Raw genomic sequence first — 17,758 nt, forward strand, 5'->3', positions numbered from 1 at the left:
GGACCATCGTCCTACGTGTGCGCCGATATCTCCGTGAAAGGGATGCAGTGACCGATACGAACGATGCCTGGCCGGAACTCGTCGTGGACTCGTGGCAGGACACCCGCGACACCGTGCACATGTGGACGCAGATCGTCGGCAAGGTGCGCATGGCTCTGGCGCCACCGCTCAACCACTGGTGGGGCGTGACGTCCTACGTCGATGCGTCCGGACTCACCACCTCGCTCATGCCGTACCGCGGCGGCGGAGTCGAGATCCGCTTCGACTTCCTCCGACACCGGCTGACCATCGAGACCACGTGGGGCGACGCACGCGAGATGGAGTTGCGGCCGCGCACGGTCGCGGACTTCCACGACGAGTTCTTCGCCCACCTCGAGGCGCTCGGGGTCCACGTCTCGATCATGGGCTCCCCCGTCGAGGTCGACCCGTCGATTCCGTTCGCCGAGGACACCGTGCATGCCAGCTACGACGCCGAAGCGATGACGCGATACTGGCGCTCGCTGGTGTCGGCTCATCGGGTGTTCTCCGCGTTCCGCGGCGGGTTCCGCGGGAAGTCCAGTCCGTCCCACTTCTTCTGGGGGGCCTTCGACCTGGCGGTGACCCGGTTCTCGGGTCGCCCCGCGGCGCAGCATCCGGGCGGGGTGCCCAACTGCCCCGACTGGGTGATGCACGAGGCCTACAACGAGGAGGTGTCGAGCGCCGGGTACTGGCCCGGCGGGGCGTCGGAGGGCATCTTCTACTCGTACGCCTACCCGCAACCCGACGGCTTCGACACCGCGGTCGTCGAGCCGGCGCAGGCGTACTTCGATCGCGATCTCGGCGAGTTCGTGCTCCCCTACTCGGCGGTGCGTGAGGCCGAGGACGGCGATGCCCTGCTGCGGGAGTTCCTCGAGAGCACTGCACGCATCGCCGCGGACCTCGCGGAGTGGCCCGACGGTCAGGGCAGGATCGAGTCCACGTAGCCGCCGTCGACGCGCAGTGCGCCGCCCGTGGTGGCCGACGCGAGAGGTGAACTGAGGTAGACCACCATGTTGGCGATCTCCTCGGGCTCGATGAGTCGCTGGATCAGGCTCTGCGGGCGGTACTTCACCATGAACTCGTGCTGCGCCTCGTCCCACGGCAACTCGTCGCCCACCAGATCGCGGACGAAGGTCTCGACACCTCCCGTGTGTGTCGGTCCGGCGATGACGGAGTTGACGGTCACGCCCGAGCCGGCCGCCTCCTTCGCGAAGCCGCGCGACACCGCGAGCAGCGCGGTCTTGGACATGCCGTAGTGGATCATCTCGGCCGGAATCACGACGGCCGAGTCGCTGGCGATCGACAGGACCCGTCCCCAGCCCCGGTCCTTCATACCCGGAAGGTAGGCGCGGATCAGACGCACGGCGGCGAGGACGTTGACCTCGAAATAGCGGCGCCACTCGTCGTCGTCGATCTCCAGAGCCGGTGTGGCGCCGAAGATTCCGAGATTGTTCACCAGGACGTCGACATCGGGGTGTGCCTGCACCAGGGCGCGTGTGCCGTCCTCCGTGCTGACGTCCGCCGGGGCCGCGACGACCGTCGCGTCGGGTACCTCCGCGGTGAGACGGTCGAGTGCCGCACCGACGGACGCGTCGGACCGGCCGTTGATCAGCACGGTCGCTCCCGCTCGGGCGAGGCCGACGGCGATGGCGTAGCCGATGCCCTGCGTGGAACCCGTGACGAGGGCTGTCCGGCCGCTCAGATCGATCTGCATGTGTCCTCCTGGTGTCAGGTACGGGTCAGCAGCATCGGCAGGTGGTCTATTCCTGCCTCCAGATAGTTCGGCCCGGTGCGCACGAAGCCGAGGCGCACGTACCACTCCTCAAGGTAGGCCTGGGCGGAGATCGCGACGTCGGTGCCCGCGAACTCGATCGCCGCCCGCACCAGGTCGGCGGCCAGCCCGCGTCCGCGTGCCGCCGACGCCGTGGCGACGCGGCCGATGTGGGCCGGCACCTCGTCCTGCAACACCCGCAGTGTCGCGAGCACGTCGCCGTTCGGCTCCTCCGACCAGAACAAGGTGGTCGTGGGTTCGAGATCGCGCCCGTCGATCTCCTGCTCGCCGACGATGCCCTGCTCGTGAATGAACACCTCGGTGCGCAACTGCAGGACGCGGTACAGCGCAACGGGATCGACGTCTCGAACGGTGGCGTGATGGATGCTGGTCACCGCACCACTATCCCAGGGCCGCGAACCCCACCGGATCCGAGAGCAGGGTCGCGACGGTGGACAGGAACTTGGAGCCCTGTTCGCCGTCGACGAGCCGGTGGTCGAACGACAGACTGAGGGTCGTGACGTGTCGCAGCGCGATCTCCCCGCGGTACTCCCACGGCTGACGCCGGACGGCCCCGAAGCACAGGATGGCGGCCTCGCCGGGCGTGAGGATCGGGGTGCCCGAATCGATACCGAACACGCCGATGTTGGTGATCGTGATGGTCCCGTCGGCGAGCTCCGCCGGACCGGTCTTCCCCTCCTTGGCGACGGCGGTCAGCGCGGACAGTGACGAGCACAGGTCGCGGAATCCGAGGGTCTGCGCGTTCTTGATGTTGGGAACCATCAGCCCGCGCGGTGTCGCCGCGGCGATACCGAGGTTCACGTACTTCTTGGTGACGATCTCGTTCGCCGCCTCGTCCCACGACGAGTTGAGGCTCGGGTGCTCCCGGACGGCGATGAGCAGGGCCTTCGCGACGAGAGCGAGCGGCGTCACGCGGACACCGGCCAGCAGTGGGCTCGCCTTCAGCTCGTCGAGCAACTCCATCATCGGTGTGACGTCGACGGTGACGAACTCGGTGACGTGCGGCGCGGTGAACGCGCTGCGCACCATGGCCTCGGCGGTGTGCTTGCGGACGCCCTTGATCGGCGTGCGCTCCTCGTCCGCGTGCGGCGCGGAGGAGACGGCCAGGTCGTCGCGGGTCACGTTGCCGTGCGGTCCCGTCGGGGCCACGGTCGCGAGGTCGATACCGCGCTCACGCGCTTCCTTGCGTACCGGCGGCGCGGCCAGGGGCCGACGACTCGATGTCTCCTCCGCGACGCCGTAGCCGACGAGGACGGGCGTCCGCGTCGGCGCGGCCCCGACCGTCTCGGACTCCGTCTTCTCGACCGACGGCTCGGGACGCGCGTCGGCTGCCGCCTCGTCGGCGGTGTCGGGCGAGGCCGGACCGGTCGTCGACGGACCCGCCACCTCGATGTCGAGGAACGGTGCGCCCACGTCGATGGTGGTGCCCTCCTCGGCGTGCCGCGCCACGACCACGCCGGCATAGGGAGACGGCAGTTCGACGGACGCCTTCGCGGTCTCGACCTCGGCGATGGTCTGGTTGAGCGTGATGGTGTCGCCGACGTCGACCGACCAGGTGAGCAGCTCGGCGTCGGCGAGCCCCTCGCCGAGGTCCGGCAGCAGGAATGTCTTGACCGTGGACATGGCGGATGCTCCTCGTGAGTGCACTCGTGAACGCTGTGTGTCAGATCACACAATCACCACGCCGCACAGTGCGCAAGAGACGGTCGACCGAGTGAGCACGATGACCAACGGCGGCGGTCGAGCGAGGCAGTCGGTCGTGCACCGTGCGTCAGCGCAGTGCGGCCACGATCTCGCGCGCGGTGTTCTGGTGACTCGCCGCCGTGGGGTGCAGCGGCACCACCGCGTCCGGAGACGTCGGCACCGCGCCGACCATCCAGCTGTCGGCGGCGCACACGTCGTGGTCACGGGTGGTCGGCGCGAGGTCGACGAACGTGGCGTCGTGCGCGACGGCGGCGCGACTCATCACCGAGTTGAGCTGATCGATGCGGGCCTGTAGGTAGGTCGCGTCCGCGGGCCGCACGGGCTGCGAGTCGAGGCAGCCGCCGGGCCGGATGCCGGTGGGATACCCGACCATCACCACCTGCGCGGCCGGCGCCCGGCGGGCGATCTCGTCGAGGATCGTGTCGTACGTCGCGGCGAACGCGTCGATACGGTCGCGGTAGGTGTCCGGACGATCGGAGCACGATGGCGTCAGAGGAGCCGGGAGCACGCTGATACAGCCCGCCGCGAGCTGAACCAACTGGATGTCGTTGCCGCCGATTCCCAGGGTGACGAGCGTGGTGTCCGGACCGAGCGCGTCGAACTGCGGTGCGGCGACTCCGCCGCCGAGCCCGGTCTGCGGTCCCGCGAGGTTCTCGCTCTCCGCGGCGCCGCACGTCACGTCGCGCACCGTGTCGATGCCGAGTTCGCGAGCGACGAGCGTGGGGTAGTTCACCGCGGACCGGCCGCAGATCCCGGACGGTGTCTGCGGTGCGATTCCGCTGCCGGCGGAGAACGAATCTCCTAGCGCGACATACGCACCGGGTGCCGGCGCGGCGGCCGCGGGAGCGGCGGACAGAGTGCTCGCGGCGGCGGCAGCCGCCACTGCGACGACGAGTCGGCGTGTCGACATGCGCGCAGTCCTAGTCGGCGTCGTTCGATGCTTCCGACTCCGCGACGTCGGGTGCGTTCTCTCGCGTCGCCATACCGCCGGCGCCGCCCTGATCGGCGGGTCCGGGTCGGCCGCCCTTGGGCTCGTCGGTGGAGTCGTTCGTCGTCGTCTTCTCGGCCATGGACTCAGCGTAAACGGCCGTGGCGCCGTCGGACCTCGAAAGGTCGGGACCGGGTGCGCGCATCCCCACCGCCGCCAGTTCGAGCGCCGCGAGCGAGCGGACCACGTCGGGGTCGCCCGCGCGCCAGGCGCCGGCAGGATCGGGATGGATGTGCGTCAGTTCCGTCAGCGGTCGCCGTGCGAGAGCACGCAGCGCGAAGAGGTCGAGGTCGGCGCCGGACCGGAGCAGCGCCGCCGCGGCGGTGGCCTGCCGGGCGAAGCGGATCCGCCGCGGGAGCCACAGGAGCCACAGGAGCGCGACGATGGGGAGCAGGGCGACGGTGACACCGAGGAACGACGCCAGCGCCTCGACCGCCGCGACCTGCGCCTCACCTGCGCCGCGCAGTGCGGCGCCGGCGTCCCCGGCCCGGTCGAACGGTGTGCGGACGTCGTCACCGATGAGTGGGACGGAGGACACCCGTTCGCCCGCGGACCGGAGGTTGTTCTCCAGTCCGCTTCCGGCGTCGGCGATCTCGCGTCCGGGCGCCGCCAACGCCATCACCGCGTCGTGCAGCGCCAGGCCCACCCGGATCCAGACCACGGTCCACACCGCGACCACCACGTCGGCGACCACCTGGCGGGTCCGGCGGGCGGGCAGCTCCGAGTAGAGGGTCATCACACGGACTCCGACCAGACGCCTGTCGCGAGGAAGTGGTCGATGCTGGCGCGGTGTGCGTCGAGGTTCATGCCGTGGCTCGTCACCCAGGTGTCGTCGTAGTAGGTGCCCTCGTAGCGCTCTCCCCCGTCGCACAGCAGCGTGACGATGCTCCCCTGCTCTCCGCGAGCCTTCATGTCCGCTGCCAACCGGAACGCGCCGACGAGGTTGGTCCCGGTCGATCCACCGGCGTGCAGGCCCGTCACCTGGTCGAGCATGCGGACGGCCGCCACCGAGGCGGCGTCGGGGATCTGCACCATGTGCTCGATGACGGCGGGGACGAACGACGGCTCGACGCGGGGCCGACCGATTCCCTCGATGCGCGATCCGGTGCCGACGGCGTCACGGGTGTCGTCGCGCCACGCCTCGAAGAACGCGGATCCCTCGGGGTCGACGACACACACCCGGGTGGGCACGCGCCGGTAGCGGCAGTACCGGCCGATGGTCGCGCTGGTGCCACCGGTGCCGGCGCCGACCACCACCCAGGTGGGGACGGGGAACCGTTCGAGGGCCATCTGATCGAAGATGGAGGCGGCGATGCTGTTGTTGCCGCGCCAGTCGGTGACCACCGACGCATTGGTGAACTGGTCGAGATACAGCCAGTCCTTCTGCGCACCCAGTTCCTCCGCGACGTCGTACACGGCACCCGAGTGCTCGACGAGGCGACAGATGCCGCCGTAGCGCTCGATCAGCGCGATCTTCGTCGGGCTGGTGGTGGCCGGCATGACCGCGACGAACTCGAGGCCGATGAGCCGGGCGAAGTACGCCTCCGACACGGCGGTCGACCCGGACGACGCCTCGACGAGCGTGGTGCGGGGCCCGATGTCCCCGTTGGCCAGGCCGAAGAGGAAGAGCGACCGTGCGAGCCGATGCTTGAGCGATCCGGTGGGGTGGACCGACTCGTCCTTGAGGTAGAGATCGATGCCCCACTCGGCCGGCAGTGGGAAGGGATGCAGATGAGTGTCCGCGCTGCGGTTCGCGTCGGCCTCGACGATGCGCAGCGCGTTCTCCACCCAGGAACGGTCCTCGATTCTCATGACGGTCATTCTGTCCGACGCGCGGCCCCGCTCGGTGGTTGACTGCGGTGGTCAGGGGGAACTCGACCCGTCGAGCCCCCACCTTCACGAGAGGCACCTGTGACGACCGCATACATCAATGCCATCTCGACCGCCGTTCCCGAGCACGACGTCCACGACGACTTCGTCGCCTACGCCGACAGCACGTTCACGCTGCGACGGAAGCAATTGCTGTTCCGCCGCATGGCGGATCGCGCGCAGATCTCGCACCGGTGGTCCGCGTTCCCGTCCATCGCCAGTTTCTACGGCGACGATCCCAACGCCGTCGACACGCAGGCGCGGATGCAGGAGTTCGAGCGCACCGCTCCCGGACTCGCCGTTCGTGCCGTGGACGGGCTCGGCCTCGGCGACGCGGCAGCGGACATCACCCATCTCATCGTCCTGACATGTACCGGGTTCTACACTCCGGGAATCGATTTCGAGATCATGAAGCAGTGCGGCGTGCCCACCACGGCAGAGCGCACCCAGGTCGGTTTCATGGGCTGCTTCGCCGGCATCAACGGTCTCAAGCTCGCCCACCACATCGTGCGCTCCGAGCCCGCCGCGAAGGTGCTCGTGGTCAGCGTCGAACTGTGCTCGCTGCACATGCAGCAGACCGACGATCTCGAGACGATGCTGTCGTTCCTGGTGTTCGGCGACGGCGCCGCGGCCGTGCTGGTCACTGCCGAGTCCACCGGTCTGGCCATGGACTCCTTCCAGGCCCTCATGATCGAGGACTCCCGCGACCTCATCACCTGGCGCATCGGCGGCATGGGGTTCGACATGGTGCTCTCCGGCAAGGTGCCGGGCTCGTTGTCACGCGCGTTGGACGAGACCACGATGAAGACGGTGCTCTCGGGGGCGGAGACGTCGTCGATCGACCTGTGGGCCGTGCATCCCGGTGGTCGCTCGATCCTCGACGCGGTGGAGGGCGCGCTGCACCTCGACGCAGACGCTCTGACGTCGTCGCGCCGCGTGCTCGAGAACTACGGCAACATGTCGTCGGCCACCGTGCTGTTCGTGCTCGCGGACATGCTCGAGCGGGGTGACACCGGGTCGGGATGCGCGATGGCGTTCGGACCCGGACTCACCGCCGAGACCATGCTGTTCCACGCAGCCTGATCACCCCAGCCGTTCGATCGACCCAGCCGTTCCGTCAATCCAGCAGGCGCGTGGCTTCCTCGCGTAGTTCGATCTTGCGGATCTTGCCGGTCACGGTCATGGGAAAGGCATCCATGACGCGCAGGTAGCGCGGGATCTTGTATCGCGCGATGCGGCCGTCGCAGTAGGCCCGGAGATCGTCGACGGTCATGGCCGCGGCGCCCTCACGCAGACGGACGCAGGCCATCAGTTCCTCGCCGTACTTGTCGTCGGGCACACCGATGACCTGTGCGTCCAGGATGTCGGGGTGGGAGTACAGGAACTCCTCGATCTCACGGGGGTAGATGTTCTCGCCGCCGCGGATCACCATGTCCTTGATGCGCCCGGTGATGGCGACGTAGCCGTCGTCGTCCATGGTGCCGATGTCGCCCGTGTGCATCCAGCGCTCGGAATCGAGTGCCTCGGCGGTCTTCTCGGGGTCGTCCCAGTAACCGAGCATCACGGAGTACCCCCGTGTGCACAGTTCACCGGGCTCTCCGCGGGGAACCGTCTCCCCGGTGACGGGGTCGACGATCTTCACCTCGAGATGCGGTCCGACTCGTCCGACCGTGGACACGCGCTGCTCGATCGTGTCGTCGGAGCGGGTCTGCAGTGACACCGGGGACGTCTCGGTCATCCCGTAACAGATGGAGACCTCCGCCATTCCCATGACGTCGATGACCTGCTTCATCACCTCGGTGGGACAGGGTGATCCGGCCATGATGCCCGTGCGCAGCGACCGAAGATCGTGCTCCGCCAGGTCGGGAACGGCCAGTTCCGCGATGAACATGGTGGGAACTCCGTAGAGCGAGGTGCACCGCTCGGCGGAGACCGCGGCCAGTGTCGCTGCCGGATCGAACGACGGTCCCGGGATCACCATGGTCGAACCGTGCGAGGTGCAGGCGAGGTTTCCCATCACCATCCCGAAGCAGTGATAGAACGGCACGGGAATGCAGACACGGTCCGCCTCGGTGTAATGGCAGAGTTCGCCGACGAAGTAGCCGTTGTTCAGGATGTTGCGGTGGCTCAGCGTCGCGCCCTTGGGGAATCCCGTGGTGCCGGAGGTGTACTGGATGTTGATGGCGTCGTCGGGACCGAGTTCGGCACTGCGCCGGTCGAGTTCGTCCACATCGACGGACTCACCGTCGGTGACGAGGTCGCTCCAGTCGTCGGTGCGGAGGTACACGACGTGGGCCAGATCGGTGCACTCGCCGCGCACGGCGTCGATCATCGAGGCGTAGTCCGAGGTGCCGTGCGCCCGGACCGCCACCAGCATGGTGGCGCCGGACTGGTCGAGCACGTACTGCAGCTCGTGCGCACGGTAGGCAGGGTTGATGGTCACCAGCACCGCGCCGATCTTCGCGGTGGCGTACTGGACGATGGTCCACTCCGGGCAGTTCGGTGCCCAGATCCCCACGCGATCCCCGCGACGGATTCCGCGCGCGAGCAGGCCGCGGGCGAGATCGTCGACGTCGGATCGCAACTCGTCGTACGTCCACCGGCGACCGGACGCGACGTCCACGAGAGCGTCCGACGAGCCCACCCGCGCGGCGGTGCGATCGAAGTTCCGTCCGATCGTCTCGTCGAGCAGCGGCGTGTCGGTCGGGCCGGACGAGTAGGAAGTCTGCGGTGACAAAGTCGCTCCTCGAGGCTCGGGTACCTCCGCGACGCTAATCCATGGGACGGCCGCCCGTCTGCGGTTTCCCCGATTTCGGTTAATCGTGATTCATCGAAGTGGCGTGTTTCCGTTCGGCGTTCACCGGGGGTCCCTATGCTTCGTCGATGCCGCTGCAACGACGACTGACCACGCGCGACGCCGTCGTCATTGGCGTGGGGTCGATGGTCGGCGCCGGGGTGTTCTCCGCCTTCGGCCCGGCCGCGGCGGCCGCGGGTGGCGGGCTGCTGGTCGGGCTCGCCGTCGCCGCCGTCGTGGCGTTCTGCAACGCGACGTCGACTGCCCAGCTCGCCGCGGTGCACCCCACGTCCGGCGGCGCCTACGCGTACGGGCGAGCGCGACTCGGTGACCGGTGGGGCTTCCTGGCGGGCTGGAGTTTCGTGGTCGGCAAGACCGCGAGTTGTGCCGCCATGGCCCTGACGTTCGGCGCGTACGCGTGGCCCGAGCACACACGGGCGCTCGCCGTGATCGCGGTGGTGGCGCTGGCGGCGGTCAACTGCCTGGGCATCACCCGCACCGCGTCGGTCACGCGCGTGCTCGTGGCGGTGGTGCTCGTCGTGCTCGTCGCGGCACTGATCGTCGGTGCGACGGGCTCGTCCACCGTGACGGGCGCCGAGTTCTCGGCGACCTCGGGTCCGGTGGGCGTTCTGCAGTCCGCGGGGATCCTGTTCTTCGCCTTCGCAGGGTACGCGCGCATCGCGACACTCGGAGAGGAGGTGCGGGACCCGGCGCGCACCATCCCCCGCGCCGTGGTCGGCGCCCTCGCGTGCGCGGTCGTGATCTACGCGGCCGTCGCAGTGATGCTGCTGCACGTTCTCGGGGCGGACGCACTCGCGCGCTCGACGGCTCCGGTGGCCGCTGCGATGGACGCGGTCGGGGCACACTGGGCGGGCCCGGTGGTGCGCGTCGGGGCATCGGCCGCGGCTCTCGGAGCCCTGCTGGGACTGATCGCGGGGATCGGCCGCACCACGATGGCGATGGCGCGGGAAGGGGACATGCCGCGATACCTCGCGCACGTCGACGAGCGCCGCTCGGTTCCGCGCGCCGCGGAGATCACCGTGGCCGCCGTGGTGGTGGTCGTGGTTCTCACGCTCGACGTGCGGAACGCGATCGGATTCTCATCGTTCGGAGTTCTCGTCTATTACGCCGTGGCCAATGCCGCGGCATTCACGCAGACCGGTTCCGATCGCCGGTGGCCGCGGGCACTGCAGATGCTCGGGCTCTGCGGCTGCGTCCTGCTGGCGGTCACACTGCCCGCGGCGGCGGTGGTGGTCGGAATCGGGGTCCTGTCGGCAGGGTCGGCCGGACGGTGGATGCTGCAGCGCCGGCGCGCATTGCGGTCATGACATCGCTACTGCCTTGACGTCACTGGGCGGAGTTGTACGCCTCTTCGACCTCGGCCGGAATACGTCCGCGGCTCGAGACCGTGTACCCGTTCTGATTCGCCCACTCGCGAATGGCTCTGGTCTGCAGAGGATCTCGCGGAGACGAGCCGACCTGCGTCGCCGTTCCGGTCGCCTTCTTCGCCGTTGCCTTCTTGCCACGTGACGACACCTTCGTGGCGTGCTCGGCCCAGTAATCGAGTTGCTTGCGGAACTCCTTGGCATTCTTCACACCGAGATCGATCTCGTACTCCACACCGTCGACCGAGAAACCGATGGTCTCCCCTTTACCCGATTTGATGGGTGCGCCGTCGATATCGTCGACCAATTCCACGAAGACCTGTTTCGCCATGACGCTGTGGTTCCTTTCGATGATGAGTTCCCCGACCGAACCGGACATGGATTCATCGAGCCGTCGTCGACTCGTCGTTCCGACCACCATCGCGGTTCTTCCGCCAGAGTTTATCCATCTCGAAGCCCGATTAGCGAGTCACCGCCAATTCCGGTTCGATGTCGTGTACTCGTGCCGGTCCTTCGATACCGCACGGTTCGGTCGTTCGAGGTCACGCGGCTCGGGAAATATTCTCCGCCGGGCGGGCGTTCGCACCTGAGAAGTCTTCTTTTTCTCGAAAGGGTGAACGCACGTGGCCGTACCACTGTCCGTACTCGATCTCGCACAGGTCGGCGAGGGTGAAACTCCTCGAAGCAGTTTCGATGCCAGTGTCGCGTTGGCCCGCCTCGCGGAGGAGAGCGGATATCGGCGAGTCTGGTACGCGGAGCACCACAACATGCCCTCCATCGCGTCCTCGGCGACGTCGGTCCTCATCGCACACGTGGCCGCGCACACCTCGTCCATTCGCCTCGGATCGGGTGGAGTGATGTTGCCTAACCATTCTCCGCTGACCATTGCCGAGCAATTCGGAACGCTGGCCACACTCCATCCGGACCGTATCGATCTCGGTCTCGGCAGAGCGCCGGGATCCGATCAGACCACCATGCGTGCGCTGCGACGTGACCCGTCGTCGGCCGATTCCTTCCCGCAGGACGTTCTCGAACTCCAGGGCTACCTGTCGGGTTCGAGTCGGGTTCCGGGAGTGCAGGCAGTGCCGGGCGCGGGAACCGATGTGCCGCTCTACATTCTGGGATCCTCGCTCTTCGGTGCGCAGCTCGCAGCACATCTCGGCCTTCCGTATGCCAACGCGTCGCACTTCTCTCCCGACTCGCTCGAGGAGGCCGTGGCCGTCTATCGGGACACGTTCCAGCCGTCCGCACAGCTCGCCGAGCCCTACGTCATCGCCGCCGTCAACGCGACGGTCGCACCGACGTCCGCTCGCGCGCACGAGCTGTTCACGGCCGGTCTGCGTCGCCGGGTGGTGCAGATGGTGGGACGCGGCCGTTCCTTCTCCGAGGAGGAGGTGGACATGATCATGGACTCTCCCGCGGGCCGACAGATTCAGGGAATGGTGAAGTACTCGGCCGTCGGAACGCCGGCGGAGGCGTCGGACTACATCGATCGTTTCGCCGCGCACGCCCGGGCGGACGAGGTCATCGTCGCCAGCGGTATCGACGACACCGACGAGCGACTGCTCTCCTACCGCCTGCTCGCCGAGCAGCATCTGCACGCCACCGCGGCCTGACGCCGCACGACCGACACCGCCCGCGCGATGACTTTTCCGCCCGGGCGGGGTCGGTAGTGGTGAGTGGCCCTGACGCCGGGGCCGACGACACCACACCAGGAGACACCATGTCCGGCATGATCTTCGTCAACACCTTCGTCCAGGACGTCGCCGCGAGCCGCGCGTTCTTCACGTCGCTGGGATTCTCTTTCAACGACACCTTCAGCGACGAGAACACCGCGTGCCTGATCGTCAACGAGCAGGCCGTCGTGATGCTGCTGAACGTCCCGCGCTTCAAGGACTTCATCCGCGACGACGTCGCGGACCTCTCCACCTCGCGCGAGATGCTGCTGGCCGTGTCGGCCGACAGCAAGGAGGCCGTCGACGCCATGGCCGACGCGGCGCTCGCCGCGGGCGGCAGTGACTGGATGGATCCGCAGGACCACGGCTTCATGTACGGGAGGTCGTTCCGCGACCTCGACGGTCACGTGTGGGAAGTGACCTGGATGGACCCGGCCGTCGCCTCGGGCGAGGCCACGCCTCCCGACATGTGAGCCGCGGCTGGTGACCCGGGCTCAGCCCGGGTACACCGGTGGCAGGCCGAACCGATCGAACAGCGTGAGATCGAAGAAGCACGCCACATGCGCGACGCGGGCGTCGATGATCTCGAGGACGTGCAGCTGGAACGGACGGTGTACCCCGTCCTCTCCGAGCATGTAGAGGCCGAAGGCCGGCTGCCCGTTGGCGGTGGTCGCCATCATCCGCATCGACTCGGGGCCGGTCGCGGGACACTTCGTCGAGATGAGGGCGCCGATGTCGGCCGGGCCGCGGTACCACCCGGTGAACGGCGGCATCTCCCAGACAGCCTCTGCGGCGAAAAGTTTCACGATGCCGTCGATGTCGTACGTCTCGAATCCCTCGACGTAGCGTCGCAGCAACTCTCGCGTCTCCGGCGACTCCGGCTCGGACACGGAGTTCTCGTCGGGCATGATCGCCTCGATCTGGCCGCGCGCACGTTGCAGCAGGCTGTTGACTGCAGCAGTGGAGGTGCCGAGCAGTTCGGCCACCTCGGACGCCTTCCACTGCAACACCTCTCGGAGTACGAGGACGGCTCGCTGCCGGGCGGACAGATGCTGTAACGCGGCCACGAACGCGAGCCGCACCGATTCACGCGAGCCGATCAGCGATGCCGGGTCGTCGTCCACCGGATCGCCGAACGGCGGCGCCGGCTCGAGCCACGCGATCTCGTGGCGCTCGACCAGCTCGTCCGACGGATCGGACGACGGCGTACCCAGCCCCGACGGCATCGGTCGGCGCTTGCGGCCCTCGAGCGAGGTGAGGCAGGTGTTCGTGGCGATGCGGTAGAGCCACGTGCGCAGCGACGAGTCGCCCTTGAAGTTCGCGTACCCCTTCCACCCTCGGACCAGGGTGTCCTGCACCAGATCCTCCGCGTCGTGGATGGATCCGGTCATGCGGTAACAGTGCGCGAGGAGCTCGCGGCGGTACGGTTCCGCGAGAGTCATGAAGTCGTTGCCGAGCTCCTGCGTCGCAGTCATGCGAGGAGGATAGTCCTCGCAGGGACGACTCGCCGAGGAAAATTTCGGGGCTTCGTGATGAGTTTCCGTGGCGCACGCGGTCGACAGTCACATGACCACACACCTCACCCGCGCCACCACCACCGCACCGTCCCGCGGAGCCGTTCGAGCAGGATGGATCGTCAGCGCGCTGGTGGTCGTCTTCATGCTGTTCGACGCCGTGATCCATCTGCTGAACCTGGACGTCGTGAAGGACGCGTCCGCCGAACTCGGACTCCCCGTCGACATGGCCCCGAAGATCGGCGTCGTCTGCCTCGTGATCGTGACCCTGTACGTGATTCCGCGGACCGCGCCGCTGGGTGCCGTCCTGTTGACCGGCTACCTCGGTGGAGCGGTGATCACGAACTGGCGCACCGACCAGCCACTCGTCAGCACGGTGTTCTTCGCGATCTACGTCGGCATCGCCGCGTGGCTCGGACTCTGGCTGCGTGACGGCCGAGTCCGAGCCTTGCTCGCAGGCTGAGTCACACCACCGAGGACCGGAAGGATCGGAGCCGCAGGCTGTTGGTGACGACGAAGACCGACGACAGCGCCATCGCGGCACCGGCCAGCATGGGGTTGAGCAGTCCGGCGGCCGCGAGCGGGATCGCCGCGACGTTGTAGGCGAAGGCCCAGAAGAGATTGACCTTGATGGTGCGGAGGGTCGCGCGCGAGAGGCGCACCGCGTCGACCGCGACGCGCAGATCTCCCCGCACCAGCGTGAGGTCGCCGGCCTCGATCGCGACGTCGGTGCCCGTGCCCATCGAGAGTCCGAGGTCCGACGTCGCCAGTGCCGCAGCATCGTTGACGCCGTCACCGACCATGGCGACGACCTTGCCCGACGCCTGCAGCTCGCGGATCGCGTCCACCTTCTGCTCCGGCAGCACACCGGCGACGACGGTGTCGATACCGACCGAGGCGGCCACCGTGCGGGCTGCGGACTCGTTGTCACCGGTGAGCATGATCGGGTCGAGACCCAGTGCGCGGAGCTCCGAGACCGCCTGCGCGGACGTCTCCTTCACGGTGTCGGAGACCGCGATGACGGCGCGGGCCTCGTCGTCCCACCCGACGACCACCGCGGTGGCCCCGGTGGCCTCGGCGTCCTCGAAGGCCGTCTGCAGAGCACTGGGCAGTGCGCCGCCCACCAGACCGGGGCGTCCGACGACCACGCGGTGGCCGTCGACCGTCGCGGTGACACCGCGTCCCGCCGTGGTGGTGAAGTCGGTGGCGGCGACGGGCTCTCCGTGCGCGGTCCGGTACGCGTCGACGATCGCGCGGGCGACCGGGTGCTCGGAACCGGACTCCGCCGCCGCGGCGAACCGCAGCGCGTCGTCGCGAGCGTCTCCCACGACGGACTGCACGCTCATGACACCGCTGGTGATGGTGCCCGTCTTGTCCAGCACGATGGTGTTCACGCGCCGGGTGCGCTCGAGCACCTCGGGTCCCTTGATGAGGACGCCGAGTTGGGCGCCGCGTCCGGTGCCCACCATCAGGGCTGTCGGAGTGGCCAGGCCCAGCGCGCACGGGCACGCGATGATGAGGACCGCGACGGATGCGGTGAACGCGGCGGACCAGCTGCCGCTGACGAGGACCCAGCCCAGCAGGGTGGCCAGGGCGAGACCGATCACGACGGGGACGAAGACGCCCGAGATGCGGTCGGCCAGGCGCTGCGCCTCGGCCTTGCCGTTCTGCGCGTCCTCCACGATGCGGGCCATGCGCGCGAGCTGCGTGTCCGCGCCCACGCGGTCGGCGACGACGGTGAGCGCGCCACCCACGTTGACGGTCCCGCCCGTGACCGTGGCGCCCGGACCGACCTCCACGGGGATGGACTCACCGGAGATCATCGAGGCGTCGACGGCGGACGTGCCGCTCTCGACGGTGCCGTCGGCGGCGATCTTCTCGCCCGGCCTGACGACGATGCGGTCTCCGACCACGAGCTCGTCGGCGGGCACGCTGACCTCACTGCCGTTGCGCAGCACGGTCGCGTTCCTGGAGCCGACCTCGAGCAACGCACGCAGAGCGGCGCCGGCGCTGCGCTTGGACCGCGCTTCCAGATACCGACCCGCGAGCAGGAACGTCGTGACGCCGGCCGCCGCCTCGAGATAGATGTTCGCGCTGCCGTCGCCACGCGAGACGGTGAACTCGAAGGCGTGTCGCATGCCGGGCATGCCCGCGTGGCCGAAGAAGAGCGCGTACAGCGACCAGCCGAAGGCGGCCAGCGTGCCCACCGACACGAGCGTGTCCATGGTGGTCGCGCCGTGCCGCGCAGTGGTGAAGGCGGCGCGGTGGAACGGCAGTCCGCCCCACACGACGACGGGCGCGGCGAGGGTGAGCGAGAGCCACTGCCAGTTGTCGAACTGCAGCGGCGGAATCATCGCCATCGCGATGACGGGAACGGACAGCAGCGTCGACACGAGCAGACGCGTGCGCAGGGGATCGGACTCGGCTGCGGCGGCATCGGACTCGGCTGCGGGAGGGCCGGCCGGTCGGTGCGGTTCGTGCACGGTCGCTGTGTAGCCGGCCTTCTCGACGGTGCCGATGAGGTCCCCGGTCTCGACGGTCGCGTCCGTGGCGATGCTCGCCTTCTCGGTGGCGTAGTTGACCGTCGCGGTCACACCGTCGAGGCGGTTGAGCTTCTTCTCGATGCGGTTGGCGCACGACGCGCAGGTCATGCCGCCGATGTCGAGCTGGATGTTCGCGGCCTTCTCCCCGGTGGTCACGGCTGAGCCAGCTCGTACCCGGCCTCGTCCACCGCGGTTGCGAGGGCAGCGTCGTCGACAGGTGTGTCGGACTCGACATCGACGCGTCCGGACTCGAGGTCGACGTGGACCGAGGTGACTCCCTGCAGGGCGCTCACCTCCTCCGTCACCGCTGCGACGCAGTGCTGGCAGGTCATTCCGACGACGGTGACAGTCTTCGTGGTCATGAGAACTACCATACCCCCCTACGGTATGCCGTCAACCCCGTGTCGCCCGGCGTTCGGCGGCTCGACACCTCCTGTGGTTAGGGTGGACGAGCCCGGTACACACAGGGTGACCGAGCTCCGATCCGGGAGCACTGGGAAGCGAGAACTCATGGAGCCAGTCGAGCAGACCTGGCGCACCGCCGAGCATCCACGGCCGGACCATTTCCTCCTGCACATCAGTGACACGCACCTGGTCGGCGCCGGCGAGTTGTACGACGCGGTCGACAGCGAGGCGCGTCTTCGCCAGATCTTCGCGGAGCTCGAGGCGACGGGTGCCCGGCCGGAGGCTCTGGTGTTCACGGGTGATCTCGCGGACAAGGGCGAGCCCGACGCGTACGACTCGTTGCGCGCGCTGGTCGATCCGGTCGCCGCAGCCCTGGGGTCCGAGGTGATCTGGGCGATGGGCAACCACGACGACCGAGCGGCGTTCCGTCGCGGCCTGCTCGACGAGCGCGGATCGACCGAGCCCGTGGACAGGGTCTACGACATCGGTGGGCTGCGAGTCATCACGTTGGACTCGACCGTCCCCGGCCACCACTACGGCCAGATCTCCGAGGAACAGTTGCTCTGGCTCGCAGCAGAACTGGCGATGCCGGCGCCGGACGGCACAGTGCTCGCGCTGCACCATCCGCCGGTTCCCTGCGTGCAAGATCTCGCGGTGTTGGTGGAACTCCGCGACCAGGACTCGCTCGCGGAGGTGCTCGCGGGCAGCGACGTGCGGGCGATCCTCGCGGGCCACCTGCACTACTCCACGTCCGCGACCTTCGCCGGAATCCCGGTGTCGGTGGCGTCGGCCACCTGCTACACGCAGGACCTCAACGTTCCGGTGGGTGCGCAACGCGGGCGCGACGGGGCGCAGGCCTACAACTTGGTGCATCTGTACCAGGACACGGTGGTCCACTCGGTGGTGCCCATCGGGACGGGCGACACCGTCGGCACCTACGTGTCGGCCGACGAGGCCGCCCAGCGCCTGCACGATGCCGGCGTCGTCATCGCCGACGCTCCCCAGAAGGCGATCAGCCGGCAGTCGTAGCTGTGGCGATCAGCCGGCAGTCGTAGCTGTGGCGATCAGCC

18 protein-coding genes are annotated in these 17,758 nt (G+C 68.5%); 7 read left to right on the forward strand and 11 right to left on the reverse strand.

Features of this window, described 5'->3' with window-relative positions:
* The first annotated feature begins 47 nt into the window (after window positions 1–47).
* The gene (locus ASG69_RS05300; RefSeq protein ID WP_027506042.1) at window positions 48–962 is read left to right on the forward strand and encodes a DUF5996 family protein; all 915 of its coding nucleotides are present in this window, start codon (window positions 48–50) and stop codon (window positions 960–962) included.
* On the opposite strand, the gene ASG69_RS05305 is transcribed toward ASG69_RS05300, so the two are convergent.
* The 6 genes from ASG69_RS05305 to ASG69_RS05330 all read right to left on the reverse strand — a co-directional run bounded on the left by ASG69_RS05305 (window position 938) and on the right by ASG69_RS05330 (window position 6,323).
* Window positions 938–1,732, reverse strand: a complete 795-nt coding sequence (locus ASG69_RS05305; RefSeq protein WP_027506043.1) for an SDR family NAD(P)-dependent oxidoreductase — start codon at window positions 1,730–1,732, stop codon at window positions 938–940. The two genes, ASG69_RS05300 and ASG69_RS05305, sit on opposite strands and share 25 nt — an antisense overlap.
* A gap of 14 nt (window positions 1,733–1,746) precedes the next feature.
* A complete protein-coding gene (locus ASG69_RS05310) occupies window positions 1,747–2,184 on the reverse strand; it encodes a GNAT family N-acetyltransferase (protein WP_027506044.1) in 438 nt (145 codons plus the stop codon).
* 7 nt (window positions 2,185–2,191) lie between these two features.
* Window positions 2,192–3,433, reverse strand: a complete 1,242-nt coding sequence (locus tag ASG69_RS05315; protein ID WP_056440998.1) for a dihydrolipoamide acetyltransferase family protein — start codon at window positions 3,431–3,433, stop codon at window positions 2,192–2,194.
* Window positions 3,434–3,581: 148 nt separating this feature from the next.
* A complete protein-coding gene (locus ASG69_RS05320; protein WP_082544272.1) occupies window positions 3,582–4,424 on the reverse strand; it encodes an SGNH/GDSL hydrolase family protein in 843 nt (280 codons plus the stop codon).
* Window positions 4,425–4,434: 10 nt separating this feature from the next.
* Window positions 4,435–5,238: a hypothetical protein gene (locus ASG69_RS05325; RefSeq protein WP_200933801.1), complete on the reverse strand. Its 804-nt coding sequence runs from the start codon at window positions 5,236–5,238 to the stop codon at window positions 4,435–4,437.
* A complete protein-coding gene (locus ASG69_RS05330; protein WP_200933788.1) occupies window positions 5,238–6,323 on the reverse strand; it encodes a PLP-dependent cysteine synthase family protein in 1,086 nt (361 codons plus the stop codon). Before ASG69_RS05330 ends, ASG69_RS05325 begins: the two co-directional genes overlap by 1 nt.
* 90 nt (window positions 6,324–6,413) lie before the next feature.
* On the opposite strand from ASG69_RS05330, the gene ASG69_RS05335 reads away from it, so the two are divergent.
* Window positions 6,414–7,454 carry a type III polyketide synthase gene (locus ASG69_RS05335; protein ID WP_056441001.1) on the forward strand — a complete coding sequence of 347 codons (1,041 nt, stop codon included), beginning with the start codon at window positions 6,414–6,416 and terminating at the stop codon, window positions 7,452–7,454.
* Window positions 7,455–7,488: 34 nt separating this feature from the next.
* Here the strand turns inward: ASG69_RS05335 and ASG69_RS05340 are convergent, their stop codons facing one another.
* Window positions 7,489–9,108: an AMP-binding protein gene (locus tag ASG69_RS05340; RefSeq protein WP_056441004.1), complete on the reverse strand. Its 1,620-nt coding sequence runs from the start codon at window positions 9,106–9,108 to the stop codon at window positions 7,489–7,491.
* A gap of 146 nt (window positions 9,109–9,254) precedes the next feature.
* Here ASG69_RS05340 and ASG69_RS05345 point away from each other — a divergent pair, with 146 nt between their 5' ends.
* Window positions 9,255–10,493 (forward strand): APC family permease, encoded by a 1,239-nt coding sequence (locus ASG69_RS05345; RefSeq protein WP_056442162.1) that lies wholly within the window; start codon window positions 9,255–9,257, stop codon window positions 10,491–10,493.
* Between the two features lie 19 nt (window positions 10,494–10,512).
* Here the strand turns inward: ASG69_RS05345 and ASG69_RS05350 are convergent, their stop codons facing one another.
* Window positions 10,513–10,881, reverse strand: a complete 369-nt coding sequence (locus tag ASG69_RS05350) for a histone-like nucleoid-structuring protein Lsr2 (protein ID WP_027506050.1) — start codon at window positions 10,879–10,881, stop codon at window positions 10,513–10,515.
* Between the two features lie 292 nt (window positions 10,882–11,173).
* Here ASG69_RS05350 and ASG69_RS05355 point away from each other — a divergent pair, with 292 nt between their 5' ends.
* Together ASG69_RS05355 and ASG69_RS05360 are read left to right on the forward strand one after the other, a co-directional pair.
* The gene (locus ASG69_RS05355; RefSeq protein ID WP_027506051.1) at window positions 11,174–12,166 is read left to right on the forward strand and encodes an LLM class flavin-dependent oxidoreductase; all 993 of its coding nucleotides are present in this window, start codon (window positions 11,174–11,176) and stop codon (window positions 12,164–12,166) included.
* A gap of 107 nt (window positions 12,167–12,273) precedes the next feature.
* Window positions 12,274–12,699 carry a VOC family protein gene (locus ASG69_RS05360; protein WP_027506052.1) on the forward strand — a complete coding sequence of 142 codons (426 nt, stop codon included), beginning with the start codon at window positions 12,274–12,276 and terminating at the stop codon, window positions 12,697–12,699.
* 21 nt (window positions 12,700–12,720) lie between these two features.
* On the opposite strand, the gene ASG69_RS05365 is transcribed toward ASG69_RS05360, so the two are convergent.
* Window positions 12,721–13,701 carry a sigma-70 family RNA polymerase sigma factor gene (locus ASG69_RS05365; protein ID WP_056441007.1) on the reverse strand — a complete coding sequence of 327 codons (981 nt, stop codon included), beginning with the start codon at window positions 13,699–13,701 and terminating at the stop codon, window positions 12,721–12,723.
* Window positions 13,702–13,792: 91 nt separating this feature from the next.
* Here ASG69_RS05365 and ASG69_RS05370 point away from each other — a divergent pair, with 91 nt between their 5' ends.
* Entirely contained in the window at window positions 13,793–14,203 is a 411-nt protein-coding gene (locus ASG69_RS05370) for a DoxX family protein (protein ID WP_027506054.1), read from the forward strand.
* Window position 14,204: 1 nt separating this feature from the next.
* Here ASG69_RS05370 and ASG69_RS05375 read toward each other — a convergent pair whose 3' ends face one another.
* The gene (locus ASG69_RS05375) at window positions 14,205–16,439 is read right to left on the reverse strand and encodes a heavy metal translocating P-type ATPase (protein ID WP_268788543.1); all 2,235 of its coding nucleotides are present in this window, start codon (window positions 16,437–16,439) and stop codon (window positions 14,205–14,207) included.
* Complete coding sequence (locus ASG69_RS05380; RefSeq protein ID WP_027506056.1) at window positions 16,436–16,645, reverse strand: heavy-metal-associated domain-containing protein; 210 nt, start codon at window positions 16,643–16,645, stop codon at window positions 16,436–16,438. Before ASG69_RS05380 ends, ASG69_RS05375 begins: the two co-directional genes overlap by 4 nt.
* A 148-nt stretch (window positions 16,646–16,793) precedes the next feature.
* On the opposite strand from ASG69_RS05380, the gene ASG69_RS05385 reads away from it, so the two are divergent.
* Window positions 16,794–17,717: a phosphodiesterase gene (locus ASG69_RS05385; RefSeq protein ID WP_056441010.1), complete on the forward strand. Its 924-nt coding sequence runs from the start codon at window positions 16,794–16,796 to the stop codon at window positions 17,715–17,717.
* Window positions 17,718–17,758 lie beyond the last annotated feature (41 nt).

Origin of the sequence: Rhodococcus sp. Leaf225 (assembly GCF_001426145.1) — a bacterium.
Lineage (GTDB): Bacteria > Actinomycetota > Actinomycetes > Mycobacteriales > Mycobacteriaceae > Rhodococcoides.

Bases quoted from the DNA above. Each gene is read 5' to 3' on its own strand.
- ASG69_RS05330 (WP_200933788.1), bottom strand. From the start codon at position 6,323: ATGACCGTCATGAGAATCGAGGACCGTTCCTGGGTGGAGAACGCGCTG.
- ASG69_RS05360 (WP_027506052.1), top strand. From the start codon at position 12,274: ATGTCCGGCATGATCTTCGTCAACACCTTCGTCCAGGACGTCGCCGCG.
- ASG69_RS05320 (WP_082544272.1), bottom strand. From the start codon at position 4,424: ATGTCGACACGCCGACTCGTCGTCGCAGTGGCGGCTGCCGCCGCCGCG.
- ASG69_RS05350 (WP_027506050.1), bottom strand. From the start codon at position 10,881: ATGGCGAAACAGGTCTTCGTGGAATTGGTCGACGATATCGACGGCGCA.
- ASG69_RS05305 (WP_027506043.1), bottom strand. From the start codon at position 1,732: ATGCAGATCGATCTGAGCGGCCGGACAGCCCTCGTCACGGGTTCCACG.
- ASG69_RS05345 (WP_056442162.1), top strand. From the start codon at position 9,255: ATGCCGCTGCAACGACGACTGACCACGCGCGACGCCGTCGTCATTGGC.
- ASG69_RS05370 (WP_027506054.1), top strand. From the start codon at position 13,793: ATGACCACACACCTCACCCGCGCCACCACCACCGCACCGTCCCGCGGA.
- ASG69_RS05315 (WP_056440998.1), bottom strand. From the start codon at position 3,433: ATGTCCACGGTCAAGACATTCCTGCTGCCGGACCTCGGCGAGGGGCTC.
- ASG69_RS05385 (WP_056441010.1), top strand. From the start codon at position 16,794: ATGGAGCCAGTCGAGCAGACCTGGCGCACCGCCGAGCATCCACGGCCG.
- ASG69_RS05325 (WP_200933801.1), bottom strand. From the start codon at position 5,238: ATGACCCTCTACTCGGAGCTGCCCGCCCGCCGGACCCGCCAGGTGGTC.
- ASG69_RS05380 (WP_027506056.1), bottom strand. From the start codon at position 16,645: ATGACCACGAAGACTGTCACCGTCGTCGGAATGACCTGCCAGCACTGC.
- ASG69_RS05365 (WP_056441007.1), bottom strand. From the start codon at position 13,701: ATGACTGCGACGCAGGAGCTCGGCAACGACTTCATGACTCTCGCGGAA.